Annotated in this window: 22 protein-coding genes; 9 read left to right on the top strand and 13 right to left on the bottom strand. The window is 69.6% G+C overall.

The annotated features are described in order from the left end of the window. Positions 1-119 precede the first annotated feature (119 nt). A complete protein-coding gene (locus ABZY89_RS19590; RefSeq protein WP_355229873.1) occupies positions 120-1,097 on the top strand; it encodes a hypothetical protein in 978 nt (325 codons plus the stop codon). Between the two features lie 8 nt (positions 1,098-1,105). Next, entirely contained in the window at positions 1,106-1,585 is a 480-nt protein-coding gene (locus tag ABZY89_RS19585; protein WP_355229871.1) for a GNAT family N-acetyltransferase, read from the top strand. An 87-nt stretch (positions 1,586-1,672) separates the two neighbouring features. Here the strand turns inward: ABZY89_RS19585 and ABZY89_RS19580 are convergent, their stop codons facing one another. Together ABZY89_RS19580 and ABZY89_RS19575 are read right to left on the bottom strand one after the other, a co-directional pair. After that, entirely contained in the window at positions 1,673-3,013 is a 1,341-nt protein-coding gene (locus ABZY89_RS19580) for a class II 3-deoxy-7-phosphoheptulonate synthase (RefSeq protein WP_355229870.1), read from the bottom strand. 110 nt (positions 3,014-3,123) lie between these two features. After that, positions 3,124-4,545: an APC family permease gene (locus ABZY89_RS19575; protein ID WP_355229968.1), complete on the bottom strand. Its 1,422-nt coding sequence runs from the start codon at positions 4,543-4,545 to the stop codon at positions 3,124-3,126. Positions 4,546-4,731: 186 nt separating this feature from the next. Between ABZY89_RS19575 and ABZY89_RS19570 the strand changes: the two genes are divergently transcribed. The 4 genes from ABZY89_RS19570 to ABZY89_RS19555 are packed head-to-tail and all read left to right on the top strand — an operon-like array spanning position 4,732 to position 8,403. After that, entirely contained in the window at positions 4,732-5,574 is an 843-nt protein-coding gene (locus ABZY89_RS19570; protein WP_355229868.1) for a DUF1028 domain-containing protein, read from the top strand. Then, complete coding sequence (locus ABZY89_RS19565; RefSeq protein WP_355229866.1) at positions 5,571-7,040, top strand: glycerol kinase; 1,470 nt, start codon at positions 5,571-5,573, stop codon at positions 7,038-7,040. Before ABZY89_RS19570 ends, ABZY89_RS19565 begins: the two co-directional genes overlap by 4 nt. Then, positions 7,037-7,501, top strand: coding sequence for a hypothetical protein (locus tag ABZY89_RS19560; protein ID WP_355229864.1), 465 nt, complete (start codon positions 7,037-7,039; stop codon positions 7,499-7,501). The genes ABZY89_RS19565 and ABZY89_RS19560 overlap by 4 nt, the downstream gene beginning before the upstream one ends. A 29-nt stretch (positions 7,502-7,530) precedes the next feature. Beyond that, the gene (locus tag ABZY89_RS19555; protein WP_355229862.1) at positions 7,531-8,403 is read left to right on the top strand and encodes a metallophosphoesterase; all 873 of its coding nucleotides are present in this window, start codon (positions 7,531-7,533) and stop codon (positions 8,401-8,403) included. A gap of 76 nt (positions 8,404-8,479) precedes the next feature. Here the strand turns inward: ABZY89_RS19555 and ABZY89_RS19550 are convergent, their stop codons facing one another. Further along, positions 8,480-9,814, bottom strand: coding sequence for an endo-1,4-beta-xylanase (locus tag ABZY89_RS19550; protein WP_355229860.1), 1,335 nt, complete (start codon positions 9,812-9,814; stop codon positions 8,480-8,482). Positions 9,815-10,007: 193 nt separating this feature from the next. Between ABZY89_RS19550 and ABZY89_RS19545 the strand changes: the two genes are divergently transcribed. Next, positions 10,008-10,535 carry a GNAT family N-acetyltransferase gene (locus ABZY89_RS19545; RefSeq protein ID WP_355229858.1) on the top strand — a complete coding sequence of 176 codons (528 nt, stop codon included), beginning with the start codon at positions 10,008-10,010 and terminating at the stop codon, positions 10,533-10,535. Position 10,536: 1 nt separating this feature from the next. On the opposite strand, the gene ABZY89_RS19540 is transcribed toward ABZY89_RS19545, so the two are convergent. From ABZY89_RS19540 to ABZY89_RS19520, 5 genes are all read right to left on the bottom strand, one after another. Then, entirely contained in the window at positions 10,537-11,355 is an 819-nt protein-coding gene (locus ABZY89_RS19540) for an NADPH-dependent oxidoreductase (protein WP_355229856.1), read from the bottom strand. Positions 11,356-11,417: 62 nt separating this feature from the next. Then, the gene (locus tag ABZY89_RS19535; RefSeq protein ID WP_355229855.1) at positions 11,418-12,311 is read right to left on the bottom strand and encodes a hypothetical protein; all 894 of its coding nucleotides are present in this window, start codon (positions 12,309-12,311) and stop codon (positions 11,418-11,420) included. 25 nt (positions 12,312-12,336) lie between these two features. Next, a complete protein-coding gene (locus tag ABZY89_RS19530) occupies positions 12,337-13,182 on the bottom strand; it encodes an arylamine N-acetyltransferase (protein ID WP_355229853.1) in 846 nt (281 codons plus the stop codon). After that, positions 13,179-13,622: a flavin reductase family protein gene (locus tag ABZY89_RS19525; protein WP_355229852.1), complete on the bottom strand. Its 444-nt coding sequence runs from the start codon at positions 13,620-13,622 to the stop codon at positions 13,179-13,181. Before ABZY89_RS19525 ends, ABZY89_RS19530 begins: the two co-directional genes overlap by 4 nt. Positions 13,623-13,672: 50 nt before the next feature. Further along, a complete protein-coding gene (locus ABZY89_RS19520; protein WP_355229851.1) occupies positions 13,673-14,407 on the bottom strand; it encodes a lysophospholipid acyltransferase family protein in 735 nt (244 codons plus the stop codon). Between the two features lie 98 nt (positions 14,408-14,505). Between ABZY89_RS19520 and ABZY89_RS19515 the strand changes: the two genes are divergently transcribed. Then, entirely contained in the window at positions 14,506-14,994 is a 489-nt protein-coding gene (locus ABZY89_RS19515; RefSeq protein ID WP_355229849.1) for a hypothetical protein, read from the top strand. Here the strand turns inward: ABZY89_RS19515 and ABZY89_RS19510 are convergent. The 5 genes from ABZY89_RS19510 to ABZY89_RS19490 all read right to left on the bottom strand — a co-directional run bounded on the left by ABZY89_RS19510 (position 14,991) and on the right by ABZY89_RS19490 (position 19,083). After that, positions 14,991-15,956, bottom strand: coding sequence for an ROK family protein (locus tag ABZY89_RS19510; protein WP_355229847.1), 966 nt, complete (start codon positions 15,954-15,956; stop codon positions 14,991-14,993). The genes ABZY89_RS19515 and ABZY89_RS19510 overlap by 4 nt on opposite strands. A gap of 90 nt (positions 15,957-16,046) precedes the next feature. Further along, entirely contained in the window at positions 16,047-17,000 is a 954-nt protein-coding gene (locus tag ABZY89_RS19505; RefSeq protein WP_355229845.1) for an ROK family glucokinase, read from the bottom strand. Between the two features lie 3 nt (positions 17,001-17,003). After that, a complete protein-coding gene (locus ABZY89_RS19500; RefSeq protein WP_160024370.1) occupies positions 17,004-17,426 on the bottom strand; it encodes a DUF5304 family protein in 423 nt (140 codons plus the stop codon). After that, on the bottom strand, positions 17,423-18,640 hold the full coding sequence (locus ABZY89_RS19495) for an ArsA family ATPase (RefSeq protein ID WP_355229843.1): 1,218 nt from the start codon (positions 18,638-18,640) through the stop codon (positions 17,423-17,425). The genes ABZY89_RS19500 and ABZY89_RS19495 overlap by 4 nt, the downstream gene beginning before the upstream one ends. Continuing rightward, a complete protein-coding gene (locus tag ABZY89_RS19490; protein ID WP_355229841.1) occupies positions 18,637-19,083 on the bottom strand; it encodes an SRPBCC family protein in 447 nt (148 codons plus the stop codon). The genes ABZY89_RS19495 and ABZY89_RS19490 overlap by 4 nt, the downstream gene beginning before the upstream one ends. A 132-nt stretch (positions 19,084-19,215) precedes the next feature. On the opposite strand from ABZY89_RS19490, the gene ABZY89_RS19485 reads away from it, so the two are divergent. Next, the gene (locus tag ABZY89_RS19485; RefSeq protein WP_355229839.1) at positions 19,216-21,009 is read left to right on the top strand and encodes an AMP-dependent synthetase/ligase; all 1,794 of its coding nucleotides are present in this window, start codon (positions 19,216-19,218) and stop codon (positions 21,007-21,009) included. The last annotated feature ends 107 nt before the right edge of the window (positions 21,010-21,116 follow it).

Genomic DNA, 21,116 nt, shown 5'->3' with positions numbered 1-21,116 from the left:
AGTGTGGACACCGGCTGTCCGATGAGCCGGCGTGCCCGATGTGTGGACTCGAGGTCGCCACGGAGCCCGACCGAGCAGCCGAGGCTGACTCCACCGATGTAGAGGAAAGGACGCCGCCCGTGTCCGCTGCTGAAGCGAAGCCCGAAGACATCCAGCCCACTCCGAACGATGACGTCACACCCGATGAGCTCGACGAGCCCAACGAGGCGACCGTGATCCGGAAGCCGGTCTCCTCGACGGCCCCGGAAGCCGTCGAGGACGAGCCCGACGCGGCGCAGACCTCCCTGAGCCTGCCTCGGATCAGCGCCTACGGCGACGACAACGTGCCGGGTCCGGCATCGTCCGCCTCCAACGACGAGCCCACCGAGCGCACCTCGAGGCGCCAGGCGCCGTCCGTCGAGGAGAAGCTCGACACCGACGACGAGCCCGACGGCACCACCGCGGTCCGCCCGGCGTACGCCCCGCCGACCGCCCCGCCGCCGACCACTCCCCCGCCGGCGCACGAGCCGGCCGCCGCGGAGCAGGCCGTGATCCCCGAGCCCGAGCCGTCGCCCATTCCCGACCCCTCGCCCTTCCCGGAGCCGACCCCGGTCCCGGAGCCTGAGCCCGTCCCCGGCCCGGAGCCCGTTCCCGACCCGACTCCGGAGCCTGGTCCGCTTCCCGGACCCGAGCCCGTCCCCGAGCCCGAGCCGGTCTCCGAGACCACGGTCGAGGCGGCGTACCAGCCCTTCGTCCAGCCCTCCGGGATGCTCGTCCAGGAGTCGCGCAACGGGCAGGCCCGCCACTGGGCCCCGCCCCAGGAGCAGGAGACTGCGGCCGAGATCTACGAGCCCGAGCCCGCCTACGCCACCGGGTACGCGGAGGATGCCTACGCGACCGAGGAGGCCGGCGACTGGCAGACCGGCTACGGCTACGCCGCCGAGCAGGAGCCGATCGAGCAGGACTTCGGCGACTACGGCGCCCAGCAGGAGTACGTCTCCTCGCTGATGGCCTCCGAGTCCGAGGACAACCCCTCGACCTGGATCGTGCTGCTGTGGGTGGGCGCGATCTTCATGATCGTGATGCTCGTGCTCGGCATCTGGCTGATGACGCTGTAGCCGCCTAGATGCCGAGAATCATCGTCGCCGAGATCAGCAGCGACGAGCAGCGCGCCCTTGCGCTCGACGTCTGGCGGGCGGCCAACGCCGCCCGCCGCCGCACCGCCACCGAGGCCCGCATCCGCCGCGTCCGCGAGAAGCTGGAGTCCGCCGAGCTGGCGCTGCTCGCCCACTACGGCACCCGTCCGGCGGGGATGCTGGTGGCCGAGACCTATCTAGTCGACGGCGTACCCCTCCCCGGCTACGGCCACATCTCGATGGTCTTCGTCGACCCCGCCGTCTGGGGCTCCCACGTCGGCACCGAGATGATCCGCGACCTCCAGTCACGCGGCTGGGAGGGCCTCAGCGTCTGGACCCGCACCGACAACCGGCGCGCCCAGCGCCTCTACGAGCGCACCGGCTTCACCGACACCAACAACCGCAGCATCCTCCACGACGGCGACGAGATCATGCAGCTCGCCTGGGCGCGTGAAGGAATACCCGGTTAACCGGTGAAACCTGCACTTCCGGGGTGTTGCAATGCCAGAGAAGTGCAGGAATACCCGGTTAACCGGGTATTCCTGCGACGCATGTGACTAGCGGGACCGCAGCATCTCCGCGACCTGGAACGCCATCTCGAGCGACTGGACGCGGTTGAGGCGCGGGTCGACGACGGACTCGTAGCGGTGCACGAGACCGGCCTCGTCGAGCTCCTCGCCGCCGCCGATGATCTCGGTGACATCGTCGCCGGTGTTCTCGACGAGGATGCCGCCGGGGACGGTCCCGAGGGCGTGGTGGACGTCGAAGAAGCCCTGGACCTCGTCGAGGACGTCCTCGAAGCGGCGGGTCTTGTAGCCGTTGGAGGTGGAGAAGGTGTTGCCGTGCATCGGGTCGGAGATCCAGGTGACGTTGACGCCTTCGGCGGTGATCTTCTCGACCAGCCCGGGCAGCCCGTCGCGCACCTTCCCCGCGCCGAAGCGGGTGATGAAGGTGAGCCGGCCCTCCTCGTTCTTCGGGTTGAGCTTGGCGGCCAGCGCGAGCGCGTCGTCGGGGGTCGCGGTGGGGCCGAGCTTGCAGCCGATCGGGTTGTTGAGGTGGCGGAAGTACTCGACGTGGGCGCCGTCGAGCTGACGGGTGCGCTCACCGATCCAGACGAAGTGGCCGGAGACGTTGTACGGCGTCTCGGTGCGCGAGTCGATGCGGGTCATCGCGTGCTCGTACTCGAGCAGCAGCGCCTCGTGGGAGGAGTAGAAGTCGACCCGGTGGAACTCCTCCGGGTCGGCGCCGATGGCCTCCATGAACGCGATCGCGCGCTCGATCTCGGAGCCCATCGCCTCGTACTTCGCGCCGACGGGCGAGTTGCGCACGAACTCGGAGTTCCAGGTGTGCACCTGACGCAGGTCGGCGTAGCCACCGGTGGTGAACGCGCGCACGAGGTTCAGGGTCGAGGAGGACGCGTGGTAGACGTCCAGCAGCCGCTGCGGGTCGGGGATGCGCGACTCCTCGGTGAACTCGAAGCCGTTGACGGCGTCGCCGCGGTAGGCCGGCAGGGTCACCCCGTCGCGCGTCTCGGTGTCGGAGGAGCGCGGCTTGGCGTACTGCCCCGCGAGCCGGCCGATCTTCACGACCGGGACGGAGGCGGCGTACGTCAGGACCACGGCCATCTGCAGCAGCACGCGCAGCTTGTTGCGGGTGTTGTCGGCGGTCGCCTCGGCGAAGACCTCGGCGCAGTCGCCGCCCTGCAGGATGAACGCCTCACCACGGCCGGCGGCGGCGATCGAGCTCTTGAGCTGGTCGCACTCCCCCGCAAAGACGAGCGGCGGCTGGTTCCTCAGCTTCTCGACCGCCGCGGCCAGCGCGGCCGGGTCGGAATAGGTCGGCTGCTGAAGTGCTCCGATGGCGTGCAGCTGATCGAGGGAGGGGAAGGCGTCGTTCACGAGCCTCAGGGTACGCGGATCACCCGCTTGTTACGAAGTCATCTCAGACACGGCAGGGCCGGCGTACGTCCTCGAGAGTTCGTACGCCGGCCCTGACCGAATTCACCCGGTTACTTGTCGTCCTCGGGGTTCACGTCCATGTGCTCGATGTCCTGGAAGTGCGGCGGCTCGTCGTCCTTGTTGGCGAACTTGTTGATGAGCCAGGTGATGGCCCACAGGATCACGCCGATGACCATCAGGCCGCCGGCGATCTCGTAGACGATCCCGTCGCGGTCGACCCACGGGCCGGCCAGGTAGATGCACAGGATCGCGGCGATGGGCGGCAGCCATCTCGGCGCGGTGAAGAACGCCTTGTCGGTGTCGGCACGTCGGTTGCGCAGGACCACGCAGGCGATGTTGACGATCGCGAAGACGCACAGCAGGAGCAGCGCGGTCGTCGAGCCGAGGTTGGAGACGATGTTGCTGTCCGGGTCGCTGGAGACGTACCAGATCAGCAGCAGCGCCAGCACCGTGGTGAACATGATGGCGATGTAGGGCGTGCGCCGGCCGGGCAGGACCGCGCCCAGCTGCTTGGGCAGCACCCGCTGCTTGGCCATGCCGTAGACGAGCCGACTGGCCATCAGCATGTTGATCAGCGCCGTGTTGGCGACGGCGAAGACCGCCAAGAACGGGAACACCTTGTCGATCGGGAAGTCGGGAGCACCCTTCTCGACCACCTCGAGCAGGGCCCGGCCCTCGGACTCACGGATCGTCTCGAGCTCTCCGGGGGTCAGGACACTGACGACCGAGACCGCGACCAGGATGTAGAGGAGCGCGGCTGCTCCCAGGCCCATGAACATGGTGCGCGGGAAGATCCGCTCCGGCTCCTTGGTCTCCTCGACCATGTTGACCGCGTCCTCGAACCCGACCATCGCGAAGAAGGCCACCGAGGTCGCCGCGGTGACCGCGAAGACCACGCCCATGTTCGAGTAGTCGTCGAAGGAGACCAGCTCGGACATCTCCGCCTTGCCCTGGGCGATCACGTAGAAGCCGACGCCGATCACGATGCACAGCGCGACCATCTCGACGACGGTGAGGACGATGTTGAACTTCACGCTCTCGCCCACGCCACGCAGGTTGATCAGCGCGAGCAGGACCATGAAGCCCAACGCGACCAACGTGACGACGCCCTCGCTGGGCGCGTCCATCCAGCCGTTGATCTCCAGACCGCCGAAGAAGTTCTGCGCCAACGTGTTGGCCGAGGTCGACGCGCTGGTGATGCCCGAGCAGGCGACCGCGAAGGTCACCATGAAGGTGAGGAAGTGGATGCCGAACGCCTTGTGCGTGTAGAGCGCGGCACCGGCGGCGCTGGGATACTTCGTCACCAGCTCGAGGTAGGAGAACGCTGTCATGGTGGCCACCACGAAGGCGAGCAGGAACGGCAGCCACAGGATGCCTCCCACGTAGCCGGCCATGGTCCCGGTGACGGCGTAGACGCCGGCTCCCAGGATGTCACCGACGATGAAGAGCAGAAGGAGCCAGGGCCCCATCACTCTCTTCAACTCGGGTGTTTCTTCTTTCGCCAGGGTTGTCATGATGTCCTTCCTGGTCACGTTCGAAACTCAGTTCCGAAATTGGGATGAAGGGATCCCTCAATCAAAGCCCAACCTCGCCGTCAGGTGTACGACAATTCGTCAACACGCCGTAACGGAACGAAATTTCGTGGATAGGGTCGCGCCATGACCTTCTCCATCGTCGCCAGAGCAGTTGATCCAGGCACCGGGGAGCCCACCTGGGGTGTGGCCGTCGCTTCGAAGTTCCTCGCCGTCGGATCGGCCGTCCCGGCCGCCGTCGCGGGGGTCGGAGCCATCGCCACCCAGGCCGAGGCCAACGTCGCCTACAAGGGTCTCGCGCTCGCTCACCTCGACGAGGGTGCGACCGCTTCGGTCGCCCTCGAGAGGCTGCTGGAGGAGGACGAGCGACGCGACCACCGTCAGGTCGGAATCGTCGACGTCGACGGCAACGCCGCGTCCCACACCGGACCCTCCTGCTTCGCCTGGGCGGGCGGCCGGACCGGCTCCACCGAGGATGGGGCGTACGCGATCCAGGGCAACATCCTCACCGGCCCCGAGGTGGTCGAGGCGATGGAGGCCGCCTGGCTGGCCTCCTCCCCCGAGGACCCGTTGCAGCACCGGCTGCTGGCGGCCCTGGCCGCGGGAGACGAGGCCGGCGGCGACAGCCGCGGCCGGCAGAGCGCGGCCCTCCTGGTGGTGCGCGAGGAGGCCGGCTACGGCGGCAACGACGACATCGCCGCCGACCTCCGGGTCGATGACCACGCGGCGCCGATCACCGAGCTGAAGCGGCTCCTGGACCTCAGCGACTTCTACCTGACGGCGTCGACCGAGGCCGAGAAGGTGCAGGTCACCCCGGAGATCGAGGCCGAGGTGGAGACGTACGCCGCGGCGCAGGGCGCCACGGGCTTCCTCGCCTGGGTCGCCACCGAGAACTACGAGATGCGGGTGGCCGAGGACCTGTCCTGGATCGACCGGCGCATCCTCGACATCGTCAGGACGCCCAAGTGAGCTCCATCCTCGCCATCGACGCCGGCACCACCGGTGTCACCGCCCTGATCGTGACCGAGAAGGGCGAGGTCGCGGCTCGGGGCTATGAGGAGTTCGACCAGCTCTTCCCCAGCCCGGGCCGGGTCGAGCACGTGCCCGAGGGGATCTGGCAGGCGACCCTGGAGGCGTGCCGTACGGTCCTCGCGGCCCACGGCAAGGACGACCTCGTCGGCATCGGGATCACGAACCAGCGCGAGACGGTCGTGCTGTGGGACCGGGAGACGCTGGGGTCGCCGCGGCGAGCGATCGTGTGGCAGGACCGGCGTACGACCGCGATGTGCGCCTCGATGGCCGACCACGACGCCCGCGTCCGAGAGCTGACCGGGCTCCGCCTGGACCCCTACTTCAGCGCGACGAAGCTGGCCTGGATCCGTGAGAACGAGCCGCACACCTGGGCGCACGTGGAGTCGGGGCGCTACGCGATCGGCACCGTCGACTCCTACCTCATCGCCCGGATGACCCGCGGCATGCACCACGTCACCGACGTCTCGAACGCGTCGCGGACGCTGCTGTTCGACATCGGCGCCAACGACTGGTCCGACGAGCTGTGCGACCTCTTCGGGGTGCCGCGCGACGCGCTTCCGGAGATCGGTCCCAACTGGGGCGAGGGCGTGGTCACGGACCCACGCTCCTTCCTGGATCTCTCGCTGCCGATCGCCGGGGTGGCCGGGGACCAGCAGGCGGCGCTGTTCGGGCAGGCCGCGTTCGAGGTGGGCGACTCCAAGTGCACCTACGGCACCGGCTCGTTCGTGCTGACCAACACCGGCACCACCCCGCAGCGATCGGACTCCGGGCTGCTCACCTCGCCGGGCTGGATGTCGCCCGACGGAGAGGTCACCTACGTCCTCGAGGGCTCCATCTTCGTGACCGGCGCCGCGGTGCAGTGGCTGCGCGACGGCCTGCAGATCATCGGCTCGGCCGCGGAGACCGAGGCCCTGGCGCGCACCGTCACCTCGTCCGAGGGCGTCGTGTTCGTACCCGCCCTGACCGGCCTCGGCGCGCCCCACTGGGACCCCGACGCCCGCGGCACGATCATCGGCATCACCCGCGGCACCACCCGTGCCCACATCGTGCGGGCGACCCTGGAGGCGATCACCTTCGAGGTACGCGACGTGATGGCGACCATGCCGACGCCCGTCGCCTCGCTCAACGTCGACGGCGGCGCGGCCGCCAACAACCTGCTCTGCCAGCTCCAGGCCGACCAGCTCGGCGTCGACGTCTCCCGCCCCCGCTACGTCGAGACCACGGGTCTCGGCGCGGCCTTCCTCGCCGGCCTCGGGGTCGGCGTGTGGTCCTCGTTCGACGAGATCCGCGAGACCTGGGCCCTGGACCGCAACTTCTCCCCCGACGCGTCGCGCCGCGATGCGGCCGATGAGGCGTACGCCTCCTGGACCCGGGCCGTCGAGCGCTCCCGACAGTGGGCATGAGCACACCGCGACGGGTGCCCTGGTGGGGCTGGGCGCTCGTCGCGGGTGCCGTGTTCGTGGTCCTGGTGCTGGTCGGTCTCGTCGGGCTGGTCGCCTGGGTCGGCACAAACCTCGATGATTCCGCGGGGACCGAGCCGATCGACTGCGTCGAGCTCGCCGAGGCGGTCGGTGTGCCGGACCTGCCGGCCGGGAGCTCGGCTGCGACCTGCACCTATGTCGGGTTCCAGGACTGGCAGATGGAGGGCACCATGACGGTCCCGCGTTCCGATCTCGACACCTGGCTCGCGCAGGTTCCCGGCTCCCCCGTGCTGGGCGAGGCCGGCTGCACGGACGCGGTCGCCTGCGTCCAGGTCGACCTCACCCAGGTCGGGGAGGAGGTCGACGCCCACTACCTCGACGTCGCCGTCCTCGGCGAGCACGACGGCGTGGCCGAGGTTCGCATGTCAGCCTTCACCACCTGACCCCATTCGACTCGGACAGAAAGCACACCTTGACCCGGATCCTGCATCTCTCCGACACCCACGTCTCCGCGACCGGCGTCGACATGGACGGTGTCGACGCCGTCGCCGCTCTCGAGCGCATCCTGCACGACGCCCGTCACCTGCCCGGCCTGGACGCCGTCGTGGTCAGCGGCGACATCGCCGATGACGGCTCGGCCGCAGGCTGCGCCGCGGTCCTGGAGAGGGTGGGCGCGTTCGCGGCCGAGCGCGGCATCCCGCACCTCTACTCGACGGGCAACCACGATGCCCGCGGACCGTTCCGCGAGGTGCTCGGCAGCGGGCATCGCGATCCCGACGGGAGCGACCGCGGCCAGCTGCTCGATCCCGACTCGGACCTGTGCGCGGCGGTCAGCTACCTGGGCGAGCTCAGGGTCATCACCATCGACAGCCTGGTCCCGGGCAAGACCCACGGCTTCCTCGACGAGCACCAACTGGCCTGCCTCGCGAACGAGCTGGCCACTCCGGTACGCGACGGAACCGTCCTCGTCCTGCACCATCCGCCCCTTCACCTCGCCTCGGTCCCGTACGTCGCCGATGTCGTCCTGCGAAACATCTCCGCCCTCGGCCGGGTGGTGCGGAGCAGCGACGTACGCGCGATCCTCACCGGACACCTGCACTTCCAGGCCAGCGGATTCCTCGCCGGCGTACCCGTCTGGGTGACCCCCGGCGTCGTGACGCGCATCGACACCACCGCTCCCCCGCATCTCGTACGCGGCGTGCTCGGCGCCGGCGCGACCGTCGTCGACCTCGCCGACCCGGCCTCCCCCACCTTCCACGTGCTCTCCGCCCGCGACCCACGCGCGGGCGAGCAGGTCTACCTCTACGACCCCGCCTCCGGAGAGGACGCTCTCGAGGAGCTCTGAGGCGACCGTCGCCACTGTCCGACGACGCAGCCTCGGCTGCGGATCATCCGCAGCCGAGGCCTCAGGCGTATCGGTGTCAGGCCGCGGTACAGGTCGCGGTCGGTGTCGCGGTGTTCCCGCCCGAGTAGAGCGTGATCCCGAACTGGTTGCCGTTCCCGTTCGGTGTGGCGGTGAGCGTTCCCGACGTACCGGAGACGGTCGCGTTCCAGGCGTTCTGCACGCTCTGGCCCGAGCCCGTGCTGATCCGGACCACCCAGTCGTCGGTGCCGCTGACGGCGAACACGGTGTTGAACCGGTCGTTCCAGGACTCGGTCCGGGTGACGCTCACCGTGCAGCTACCCGCCGGCGGGTTGGACCCGCCGTCCGCGGTGTTGAGCTGGTCGAGGACGTAGCCGTAGGCCAGCTTCTTGTTGCCGGAGCCGTCGAAGAGCAGCGGGGTGTCCGAGGCCCGCCACGAGTCGGTGTCGCGTACGCCCCAGACGGTGATGCCGGTGCAGCGGGTCACCGCCATGCAGGCCTGGGTCACACCGCGGAACTGCTCGGCCTGCGAGGTGCCGGAGCCGGCGATGTCGAGCTCGGTGATCTGTACGTCAACGCCCAGGTCGGCGAAGTTCTGCAGCGTGACGTGGTAGTTGCTCGGCACCGGGTTGCCCGAGTTGAAGTGGGCCTGGAAGCCGACGCAGTCGATGGGTACGCCGCGCGACTTGAAGTCGCGGACCATGTTGTAGACGGCCTGCGTCTTCGCGTGGCTCCAGTTGTCGGTGTTGTAGTCGTTGTAGCAGAGCTTCGCGTTCGGGTCGGCGGAGCGGGCGGCACGGAAGGCGGCCTCGATCCAGTCGTTGCCGGTGCGCTGCAGGTTGGAGTTGCGGCGCGCCCCGGAGGAGCCGTCCTCGAAGGCCTCGTTCACCACGTCCCAGGCGTAGATCTTGCCGCGGTAGTGGCCGGCGACCCCGGCGATGTGATTGAGCATCGCGCTGCGGAGCGAGCTGCCCTCCATGTTCTGCATCCAGCCCGGCTGCTGTGAGTGCCAGGCCAGCGCGTGCCCACGGACCCGCTTGCCGTTCTGGATGGCCCAGTTGGCGATCTGGTCCCCGGAGGAGAAGCTGAACTGGTTCGGCGACGGCTCGGTCGCGTCCATCTTCATCTCGTTCTCGGCCGTGATCATGTTGAACTCGCGGTTCGCGATGGTCGTGTACTGCGAGTCGGACATCCGACTCGCGGCGATGGCAGTGCCGTAGTAGCGGCCGGACTCGGCCGCGGCTGCCTGCAGGGTGGAGCCGTCGGCCCGGGCGGGCCCGGCGACGGCGGTGATGGCGATACCGCTGGTGATCACCAGGGCGGCGAGGGTGGTGAAGGCGGCGGTTCCTCTGGCCTTCATGGTGCGCAGGGGTCTGACACGAACTCGGGTCATCATCGATCCTGTTCTCCCGGAATGAAAGGTGGTCGGTGTACCTCAGAGCTCGCGCGAACTCGCTGGAAAACGTTATCGACATCGTTTTACAGCGTCAATAGGTTCGACCGAATTCACGTGACTTACCTCACACAGGAATCCTGGTTCTGGCCACGCGGCAAGGACATCGCAGCGTCATGACACGCTTTGACCTGTGCCCTTCACCCACCGCATCGCAACCCAAGAAGACATCCCAGCCCTGACGGCGATCATGAACGTGTCGATCGGAGAGCTCCAGAAGGGCTTTCTGACCGCGGCCCAGATCACCTCGAGCCGAACCGTGATGGGCATCGACACCCAGCTGATCGAGGACGGCTCCTACTTCGTGGTCGAAGAGGACCATCAGATCGCCGGCTGCGGCGGCTGGAGCAGAAGGGCGACGCTCTACGGCGGCGACCACACCCCGGGCCGCGAGCCGAAGCTCCTGGACCCGAGGACGGACCCGGCCCGGGTGCGGGCGATGTACACCAACCCGGCCTTCGCCCGACGCGGCGTGGGCAGGCTGATCCTCGACCTCTGCGAGCAGGCGGCGGCAGCGGAGGGCTTCACCACCCTCGAGCTGATGGGCACCCTCTCCGGCGAGCCGCTCTACACGGCGTACGGCTTCGAACCCGTCGAGCGGATCACCGACGACCGTGGCGGCGCACCCGTCCCGCTGGTCCGGATGCGGAAGAGCATCTGAGTCAGCGGCCGGCGAGCCCGAGGCGCTCGAGCTGCGCCCGGAGCCGGTGGCGACCGGACATGCTGGCGGGCCCGACGAGGCGCGTCAGGACGCGCTCGGACCAGCCGCCGCCGAGACCGTAGGTGGCGTTGTAGCCGCCGAGCCGATCGTCGTACCCTGCGAGGTCATCGGCACCCGGGGGCGAGTAGGTCTCGTGGTGGAGAACGACGGACTGAGGAAGCCGTGGCTTGACGCCGGCCTCCTCAGCAGGGTCAGGAACGCCTACCGCGAGGCCGAAGACGACGAACGCGCCCGGAGGCAGGCCGATCTCAGCCGCGATCTCCTCAGGGTGGTTGCGGGCGCCGCCGACGCAGACCGTGCCCAGGCCGAGCGAGGATGCGGCGACGATGGCGTTCTGAGCGGCGAGGGTGGCATCGATCACACCGAGGAGCGTCGACTCCAGGTAGTCGGTCGCCTCGACCCGGGTCCCGGCGGCCGCAGCGAGCCGGCGGGCGCGGCTGAGGTCGGCGACCCAGAGCAGGAAGAGCGGCGCCGCCTCGATGAACGCCTGGTCACCGGCCAGCCTGGCGAGTCGCGCCTTGCGGGCCGGGTCGCGTACGGCGACGACGCTCCAGGTCTGCAGGTTGGACGAGGTGGGCGCCGAGGAGGCGGCTGCGACGATCGCGGTGAGCTGGTCGTCGGTGACCGGGTCGCTCAAGAACGAGCGCACCGACCGGTGTCCGAGCTGGTGCTCGATCACCGCGCTGGTCGCCGCCAAGGCAGCGAGAGCGGGGTCGCGGTAGCGGGCGGCGACGGCGGAGCCGGGGGCAGTCTTGGTCACCCCGCCAGAATAGTCGACCAAACAACTCGACATTGACCGCGTCCACGGACGGTCAGAAAGACCTATCCGCCGAGGCGCTCGACCTCTGCGGCGGCGGAATCGCGGGCAGCGGCCGCCTCCGAGACCGCGGTCTCGGCCGAGTCGCGGGCATCCTCCGCCTCGGTGAGCTCGTCGTCGACGTCGGCGGCGGCCGACTCCAGGTCGGCCAGCCGGCGGCGTAGCTCCTCGATCTCCGACTTCACCTGGAGCGACCTCGCCTCGACGTCCTTGAACGCCGACATGGCCTTGTCGCGCTGCTCCTCCGCACCGGAGAGCGCGGACTCGGCCTCCGCGAGCGCCTCCCGGGCCTCGTCGAGCGCGGCGGTGTCGGGCAGATCCGGGACGGCCCGCAGCGGCTCCCGGGGAGGAGGGACCACCTCGGAGACCTCGAAGCCCAAGGCATCCGGGAGCGCGACGGCGGACGCCGCGTTCACGGCGTCGACCCCGGTGGCGGCCAATGCGGAGACGAGCAGACCGCTGCGTACGGCCTGGGCGGCGGACTCGTCGATCATCGCCGCGGTCAACGTGGCCTCGACCTGGGTTGCGACCGCCTCGGTCACCCGGAGACCGTGCTCGCGCGCGAGGCCGCGGGCACGGGTCGTCACCGCCGCGGTCAGCTGGCGCCGCTGCTTGGTGAGCTCCCGCAGCTGGGCGGCGTCCATGCCCGTCTGCGCCTCGCGCAGCAGGGCGCCGACCGAGATCACCTGCTCCACCTGCTCGGTCTCGTAGCGCACCAGCAGGTTCACCACCCACGCCGCGGTCGAGGGCTTCTTCAGCGCCTTGACCGCGCCCGCCAGGGGCGTCCCCTTCAGGCTCTTGACCCGCGCGTCGCGTTCCGGTGTGAAGTCGGCCAGCGGCAGCCCGTAGAGCTCGGCCGCGATGTCGAGCAGCTCGGGGGCAGGTGCGTCGTCGCTCATGTCCGCCATCTCAGCACGTCGCGGACTACCGCGTCAGCAACCACTCGTCGTAGTCGGCGGCCTGTCGCTTGTGGAGCTCGCGCAGCGCGTCGTCCTCGACCCCGAGGAACGAGAGCCCGAGACCACCCAGGGCTGCCCGCCACTCCTCGAAGTCCCGCAGCTCGCGGGTCGACGCCCCGGATCCGCTCCGCGTGTGCCGGATCGAGCGAACGGTGTCAGCACCCGTCGCGTCGCGACGCTGCACGACGAGCTTGCGAGCGAAGTCGCCCTCCGGCGGCGTGGAGAGACGCAGATGCGACGCCTCGATCGCCTCCTGCGCCACGTCGCCGCGGACGAAGCTCCCGTTGAAGGAACCGTGCGGATCATGGTGGAAGGTCCATCCCGACTCCCCCACCCGCGCCAGCCGGTACACGAAGCCTGACTGCCGGAAGTGCCCGTCGACCAGCGGCAACGGGTCACGGAAGCCGTCCCCGTAGCCCACGTCGGCAGCCCACCGGCCCGCCGGGTTCGACGCGGTCGGCAGGCCACGCACCTCCAGCGCCAGATGATCCAGCGTGCCCGAAGGACCGGTCGCCTCGAGCATCTGGCCGGAGCGGCGTACGACATCGAAACCGAGCTTCTCCAGCGCCAGCGAGAAGACGCCGTTGTTGTGGAAGCAGTAGCCCGCGTTGCCCCCGGCCGCGACCCGCGCCAGCGTCACTTCGGGGTCCACCGGATCCGGCGCCCCCACAGCCCCGATGGCGGCGAGCATGATCGAGAGATTCTCATAGGGAAGCGTGTCGAGATGGCGGTGATGAAGATCGACAAGCGTCTCGTACGTCGCCTCCGGCCGTCCTTCGATGCCGAGCCGTCGCAGATAGCCCTCGATCATCGCTCATACCTCCCGTGCCGGTGGACCAGCGGGTCGGCGTCGTCACCGACCTCGAGCGCCACGATCTCGCACGTCGCCAGAGCAGACCAGCCGATTTCCTGCATCGACACCAGGCGTACGCCCGCCCAGGTCGGCGCGTCGGCGAGCCGAGGGCCGAACTCGGTCGTCTCCCACGCCCCGGACCGGAACGCGCCGCCGGGAGCGGGAGCGGTGCCCCCGAACGCCTCGGCGAGATCGCGATGACGCCAGTGGAGCAGCGACACGACCCCCACGCCGGTCTCCTCGAGCTCGTCACGGAGGTCCGAGTCGGGATCGAGCAGACCGAGGACGGCTCCGGGCGACCCGTTGGCCACCATCAGCGAGGAGACCGTCAGCCCGGCCCAGGAACCGGCAGAGCCGGAGGTCCACAGCGACACCCGCCCACCCAGACGCCCGCGCAACCGGCGTACCGGATCCTCCGGCGTCGGGAACGGGTGGGACGAGTGGATCGTCAGGCTACGTCCTTGGTAGGCCCGGACTTCTTCGCGGGCTTCTTGCCCTCGGCCAGCTTCTTGGCCTCGGTGGCGTACATGTCGACGTACTCCTGGCCGGAGAGCTTGAGGATCTCGTAGACGATCTCGTCGGTGATCGCGCGCAGGATGTAGCGGTCGTTGGTCATGCCCTCGTAGCGCGAGAAGTCGAGCGGCTTGCCGTAGATGACCCGCGGGTGCACGAGCTTGCCGAACTTCTTGCCCGGAGGCGCGATCACATCGGTGCCGATCACGGCGACCGGGATCACGGGCGCACCCGTGTCCAGTGCCAGTCGGGCGATGCCGGTCCGGCCCCGGTAGAGCTTGCCGTCGTGGGAGCGGGTGCCCTCGGGGTAGATCCCGAAGAGCTCGCCCTCGGCCAGGACCCGCTTGGCGGCGATGAGCGCCCCCTCGGCGGCGGTGGCGCCACCACGGTCGATCGGCACGTTGCCGGTGCCCGAGAAGAAGATCCTCTGCAGGAAGCCCTTGGGGCCCGTTCCGGTGAAGTACTCCGCCTTGGCCACAAAACGCACCATCCGCTTCATCCCGAGCGGCATGAAGAGCCAGTCGGCGTAGGAGAGGTGGTTGCTGGCCATGATCGCCGGGCCTTTGCGCGGGATGTTCTCCGTGCCCTCATAGGACGGACGGAAAACCGTTCGCAGGATGGGCCCGATCGCCACCCACTTCAAGAACGAGTAGAAGAGCTTCGTCGACACCCCATCGCCTTCCCTATTTGCCTTCGACCGGTCAGCCTATAACGAGACAGGTACTTCTACTCCCGCACCCTGTCATGAGATCCGGCTAGGCTGGAGGAGTGAGTGACCGAGACGACCGGCCCGAGGACGCGACCGGGGCCTCCGACGACGCCTCCGTGCCCTCGGAGGGCCAGCCGTCGGACGACGAAGCATGGCGCGAGATCGTCGAGAACTACGGCGACCGCCCCGCTCTCGAGGAGGAGCCCGTCGCCCGCGATCTCTTCGAGAAGAAGATCGACATCGTCGAGACCGTCGACGAGCCGGACGCCTATGACGACATGTGGCGCGACGACGAGGAGGGCTACGTCCCGCCGCCTCCACCGCCGCTCCCGAAGCCGACCCCGGCGCGCCTGCTCGCCTGGATCGGGGTGCTCGGCGCACCGGTCGCCGTGCTGGTCCTGATCGTGGTCACCCAGATCACCGGCCGGCACTTCAGCAGCTGGGTCATCGGTGGCCTCGTCGCTGCCTTCCTGGCCGGCTTCGTCTACCTGCTGGCGACCATGCCGTCCGAGCCCCGCGACCCCTGGGACGACGGCGCTCGCGTCTAGCTCTGGCTCGCGGTGAGGCGGCGAGCCAGGATGCTCGCTCCCACCACGCCGGCCTCCGCGCCGAAGGCGGTCGCCACGATCCGCGGCACCTCGCGGTGCAGGCGGCCGACGAGCGAGGCCTCCAGCGCCGTACGCGCCGGCGCCAGCAGCAGGTCGCCCGCGGTGGAGACTCCCCCGCCGACGACCAACAGCTCGGGGTCGAAGGCGGCCACGAGGCCGGCCATCCCGACCCCCAGCCACGACCCCACCGACTCGTACGCAGCCAGCGCGAGCGCATCGCCGCGGCCCGCGGCGGCGGTGACCGCCGGGCCGGTGATCTTGAGCGGGTCGCCGGCGGCCAGCTCGTCGAGCGCGCAGCCGGCGTACTCCTCGGTCTCCACGCGGGCACGCACGAAGGCGACCAGCGCGTTGCCGGAGGAGTACTGCTCCCAGCAGCCGGTGAGGCCGCACTCGCACGGGAGCCCGCCGGGCACGACCTGCATGTGGCCGAACTCGCCGGCCATGCCGTTGCGGCCCCGGACGATCCGGCCGTCCAGGACCACGGCGCCGCCGATGCCGGTGCCGAGGGTGATGAGCAGGGCCGAGTCGACGCCGCGGGCCGCGCCGAGCTCCAGCTCGGCCAGCGCGGCACAATTGGCGTCGTTGTCGAGCGCCACCCGGGTGCCCCATCGCGAGGAGAGCCGGGTCAGAGTCGGCTCGCCTCGCCAGGGCAGGTGGGGAGCGAACATGACCCGCTCCCCGGCCGCGTCGACGAACCCCGCGGCGGCCAGGCCGACGCCGGCGACGGGCCGGCCGGCGGCCACCTCGGTGACCGCCTCGGTCAGCGCGTCCTCCACCAGCTCCAGCTCGACCCGGCGTCCGGGTGTGCTGCGCTGAGCGGTGCGGAGCACCTCACCGTCCGGTGAGACCTCCGCCGCGAGCACCTTGGTGCCGCCGATGTCGACACCGATGTGCAGGCTCAAGCCGCCACCTCCGTAGCGCAAGCGCAATCATACGGACGTGGCGGCCTGAGATTTATCGTCGCTCGCTGGCGCTCGCTCACTTGTGGTGGCTCACTTGCGAGCCAGGTCAGCAGCGCCGATCAGACCCGCCTGGTTGCCGAGCGTCGCCTTGCGTACGTCGAGCATCGGCCGGTGCCCCCGGCCGGTCAGCTGAGCCTGGAAGGCACGCCGAGCGGGCCCGAGCAGCAGGTCGTCGGCCTCGGCCACTCCCCCGCCGATGGCCACCACGGCCGGGTCCAGCACGGCGGCGATCGAGGCGATCCCCTCGCCGAGCCAGACGCCGAGGTCGGTCAGCGCCTCGATCGCGAAGGCGTCCCCGTCGCGTGCCGCCTCGGTGATCAGCGGGCCCTTGATCTTGTCGAGGTCACCCTCGGCCCGGTCCAGGACCTCGCGGGCCAGCAGGGAGCCGCCGCGCGCGGCAGAGCGGACGTTGCGCACCAGGGCCGACCCCGAGGCGTACTGCTCCCAGCAGCCGCGGTTGCCGCAGCCGCACAGGTGGCCGTTGGGTACGACCCGCATGTGGCCGATCTCGGCGCCGACGCCGAAGGCACCGCGGTAGAGCTCGCCCTCGAGCACCAGGCCGCCGCCGACACCGGTGCCGACGGTCACCAGCATCATGTTGTCGACCTCGGCACCCGCGCCGTACTCGAACTCGCCCCACGCGGCCGCGTTGGCGTCGTTCTCGATCACGACCGGCAGCTCGAGGACCTTCTCCAGGCGCTCCTTGAGCGGTACGTCGCGCCAGGCGATGTTGGGCGCGAACATGACCGTCGAGCGGCCCTTGTCGATGTAGCCCGCGGCGCCGATGCCGACGCACTCGATCGGGTGGCGGGTCTTGAGCTCCAGGACCACCTCGATGATGGCGGCCTCGATGGCCTCCGGGCTCTTCGCCGGCGATTCGACGCGGTGGTCCTCGATGATGTTGCCGTCGTGGTCGACGACGCCGCCGAGGATCTTGGTGCCACCGACGTCGACGCCACAGGCGAGCTTCTTCGTCGCCGTCATGCCTCAGCTCCAGCCGTCGAGATCGATCCGCTCGACCTTCTCCGAGCGCTGCGCCCAGTCCCGGGTCGCATCTTCCTCAGCCCGCACGCCATCACTGTGAGCATCCTCGCCTTCACTAGGGCCAGCACCCGGACTCGTGGCCGCCGCATTGAGCACCGTGACCGCGGCCTGCATCAACGATGCGGCAGCGCTGGCCAGGTGCACCTTGACCTCCGGACTCGACTCCCGGAGGACATGTACGGTACGGCACAGCGGGCAGTAGGCACACTCCGGTGCCCCGGTATCGAGATGCTCTCCGACCGCCTCGGTGAAGTGGCCGATCCGGGAGTCCTTGGCCCACTCGCCGATGGCCTCCATCAGCCGGCCGAGCTCCTCGGCGGTCGACCCCAACGGCTCGTCCGCCCACTCGTGGCGCTGCTCGCTCACGACAACTCGCTCTCGGTGTTCGTCGTCTGACGAGAAAACGTTACTCGCAGCTCCCCGCCCTCGACCCGCGCCCCGCTGACGCGCATCCGGGCGAGTGCGGCGGGAAGGGTCAGCAGGCGCCGGTAGGCCCCCACGGTGATCGCCAGCTCGTCGCCGTTGCGGCCCAGCTGGACCTGGTCGCGGTCGACCCACTGGGCCAGCCCGGGCAGCGCGAGGTGGACGATCGTGGCCTCGCCGGTGGTCTCGGTGCGGAACGGGGCCGCGGTCTCGGGGACGGCGAGCGGGTCGACGCTGCCGGTCCAGGCGTAGGCGGCCTCGGCTACCTCGCGCAGGTCCTCGACCCCCACCGGCTCGGTCGGCCGGTAGAACGAGCGCCAGACCGGCAGGCCTTCGAAGGAGGCGCCGACGTCGCCGAGCACGTCGTCCTGGGCCTTGACCCAGCCGGCGCGCCAGTCGTCGGAGCCGCCGGCCGGGAAGATCCGGTTGGCGACGACACCGTCGACGCGGTAGCCGTAGAGGGAGAGCGTCGTCCAGGACCGTCGCGCTTCGGCGAGCACGACCCGCTCGGGGGTCAGCACGATGCGTACGGACGCCTCGGGGCCGGACAGCAGGGCTCGGACCTCCGCGAGCTCGTCGTGGAGGCGCACCAGGGCGTCGAAGACGGAGTCGCCGGGCATCGGGACACCGGAGGCCTTGGTCAGCACCGGCTTGAGCGCCTTCACCATCTTGCGCTGCACCGGAAGGATGCGCTCGAGATACCAGCCCAGGGCCTCGGGAAGGGCGAGCAGCCGCAGCGTCTCGGCGGTCGGGGCGCAGTCGACCACGATCGTGTCCCACTCCCCCGAGACCGCCATCCGGCGCAGCTCCAGGAGCGCGAATACCTCCTCGGCCCCCGGGATGATGGTCAGCTCCTCGGCGGCGATCCGGTCCACCCCGATCGTGTCCAGGACGCTCAGCAGATAGCCCTGCACCTCCGCCCACGACTCCTCGAAGCGGCGCTGGGCGTCGACGTGCTGGACGTAGAGGTGCTCGGTGACCGGGACCGGCTCCGAACCCAGCGCCCCCTCGACCCCGAAGGCGTCGCCCAGGGAGTGAGCGGCATCGGTCGAGAGGACCAGGGTGCGCAGGCCGCGGGCCGCGGACATCGCCGCGGTGCCGGCCGAGACGGTCGACTTGCCGACGCCGCCCTTGCCGGTGAAGAGGAGGATTCTCACGAAGGCATGCCCTGCTTCTCGACTCTCTGCTTGAGGCCTCGCAGCGCGGTGTCGATCAGGACCTTCTCGCCCTTGCGCTTGAGCATGCCGATCAGCGGGATGCTCAGGTCGAGCGCGAGCCGGTAGGTGACCTCGGTGCGACCACCGAGGTCGCGCAGCACGTAGGCGCCGTCCATCGACCGCAGCAGGTTGCCCTTGACCAGCGACCAGGTCACCTGGCGGTCGTCGTCCCAGTCGTACGTCAGGGTGTATTCGTCCTTGATCGGCGCGACATCCAGCACGAACCGGACCTGCTCGGCGCGCCCGTCGACGCCCGTTTCGAGGACGCTGACCTCCTGCATGCCCTTGGCCCAGGCCGGATAGGACTTGAAGTCCGCGATCACCGCCATCACTGCCGAGGGCGCGGCCTCGATCACGATCGTCGAGGTGGTCTGATCGGCCATCGGTGGTGTCCTCACTCCCTGACTTGCTAGGTGCCATGGAGCGTACCGGATAGCATCCCGGTGAAATGGTCGGGCTGTGACGGGGGTAACCTCCGGTTCGTACCCACCTACCATCAGTATGCGGAGGCCCTAGTGCGCGAGTTCTCCACGCCCGCGACGTACGTTGTTCCCCCCACCGGCAGTCTGAGCGACGATGTCGTGCGCAACGCCGCTGAGGCACCCGATGCCGCCGTCCTCAGCCGGCCCGGCGCGGACGGCTCCTGGGTCGACGTGACGTCGTCCGAGTTCCTCGCTGAGGTCTCGGCGGTCGCCAAGGGACTGATCGCGGCGGGTGTCGGCGCTGGGGACCGGGTCGCGCTGCTCTCGAAGACGCGCTATGAGTGGACACTGATCGACTACGCGATCTGGTTCGCCGGCGCGACGACGGTGCCGATCTACGAGACCTCCTCGGCCGAGCAGATCGAGTGGATCCTCCAGGACTCCGCCGCCGTGGCGATCATCGCCGAGGACGCCGGCCACATGAGCCGGATCAGCGAGGTCCGCGCGTCCTGCGCCGCGCTCAACAGCGTGTGGTCGATCAACGACAACGCCATCGACCTGCTGGTCAAGCTCGGCGCCGACATCACCGACGAGCAGCTCGAGGCCCGCCGCAGCGCGGTCACCCCCGACGACGCCGCGACGCTGATCTACACCTCCGGCACCACCGGCCGCCCGAAGGGCTGCGTGCTGACCCACGGCAACTTCATGTTCGAGCTCGGTGTCGTCGTCGACTCGCTCGACGGCCTGTTCAACATCGAGGGCCGCAGCACGCTGCTGTTCCTGCCGCTCGCGCACGTCTTCGCGCGGATCATCCAGATCGGCTGCATCACGTCCCGCACCCGTCTGGGCCACACCCCCGACATCAAGAACCTCGTCGCCGACCTCGGCACCTTCCAGCCGACCTTCGTGCTGGCCGTGCCGCGGGTGTTCGAGAAGGTCTACAACACCGCCTCGCAGAAGGCCGTCGCCGACGGCAAGGGCCGCATCTTCGACATGGCCACCGAGGTCGCGATCGAATACTCCCGGGCCACCGAGACCGGCAAGGCGCCGTTCCTGCTCGCCGCCAAGCACAAGCTGTTCTCCAAGCTCGTCTACGGCAAGCTGCTCGCCGCGCTCGGCGGCAACTGCTCCTACGCGATCTCCGGCGGGGCACCGCTCGGCGACCGCCTTGGCCACTTCTACCGCGGCATCGGCGTGACCGTCCTGGAGGGCTACGGCCTCACCGAGACGACCGGCGCGCTCACCGTCAACCTGCCCGAGGCGTTCAAGATCGGCACCGTCGGCCGGCCGATTCCCGGCACCTCGGTGCGTGTCGCCGACGACGGCGAGCTGCTCTTCAAGGGCGGCCAGGTGCTGAAGGAGTACTGGCAGAACCCGGCCGCCACCTCGGACGCGAAGACCGAGGACGGTTGGTTCCACTCCGGCGACCTCGGCGAGGTCGACGACGAGGGCTTCGTCAAGATCACCGGCCGCAAGAAGGAGATCCTGGTCACCGCCGGCGGCAAGAACGTCGCCCCGGCCGTCCTCGAGGACCGCCTGCGCGCCCACGTGCTCGTCGACCAGTGCATCGTCGTGGGCGACGGCCAGCCGTTCATCGGCGCGATCGTCACCATCGACCCCGAGGCGCTGCCCACCTGGGCCGAGGCCAACGACAAGTCCGGCAACATCGAGGACCTCGTCGAGGACGAGGACCTGCGCGCCGCCATCCAGAGCGCCGTCGACGACGCCAACAAGGCCGTCTCGAAGGCGGAGTCGATCCGCAAGTTCGCGATCATCCCCGAGTCCTGGACCGAGGAGGGTGGCCAACTCACCCCCAGCCTCAAGCTCAAGCGCAACGTGGTCATGCGCGAGTTCAGCCACGAGGTCGACGCGCTCTACAGCAAGTGAAACCCCCGCCGAGTCGGCTTGGTCGCCTGCTCGCCCTTCACGGACGCGAGCAGCATCTGCGCGACGTCGAGCACCTCGACCTCTTCGCGCGCGGCCCCGTTGGCCTG

This window comes from Nocardioides sp. NPDC006303, from assembly GCF_040613175.1.
Classification (GTDB): domain Bacteria; phylum Actinomycetota; class Actinomycetes; order Propionibacteriales; family Nocardioidaceae; genus Nocardioides.
Note: the sequence above shows the minus strand (reverse complement) of the source record. Positions and strands in the feature narration are given on the sequence as shown.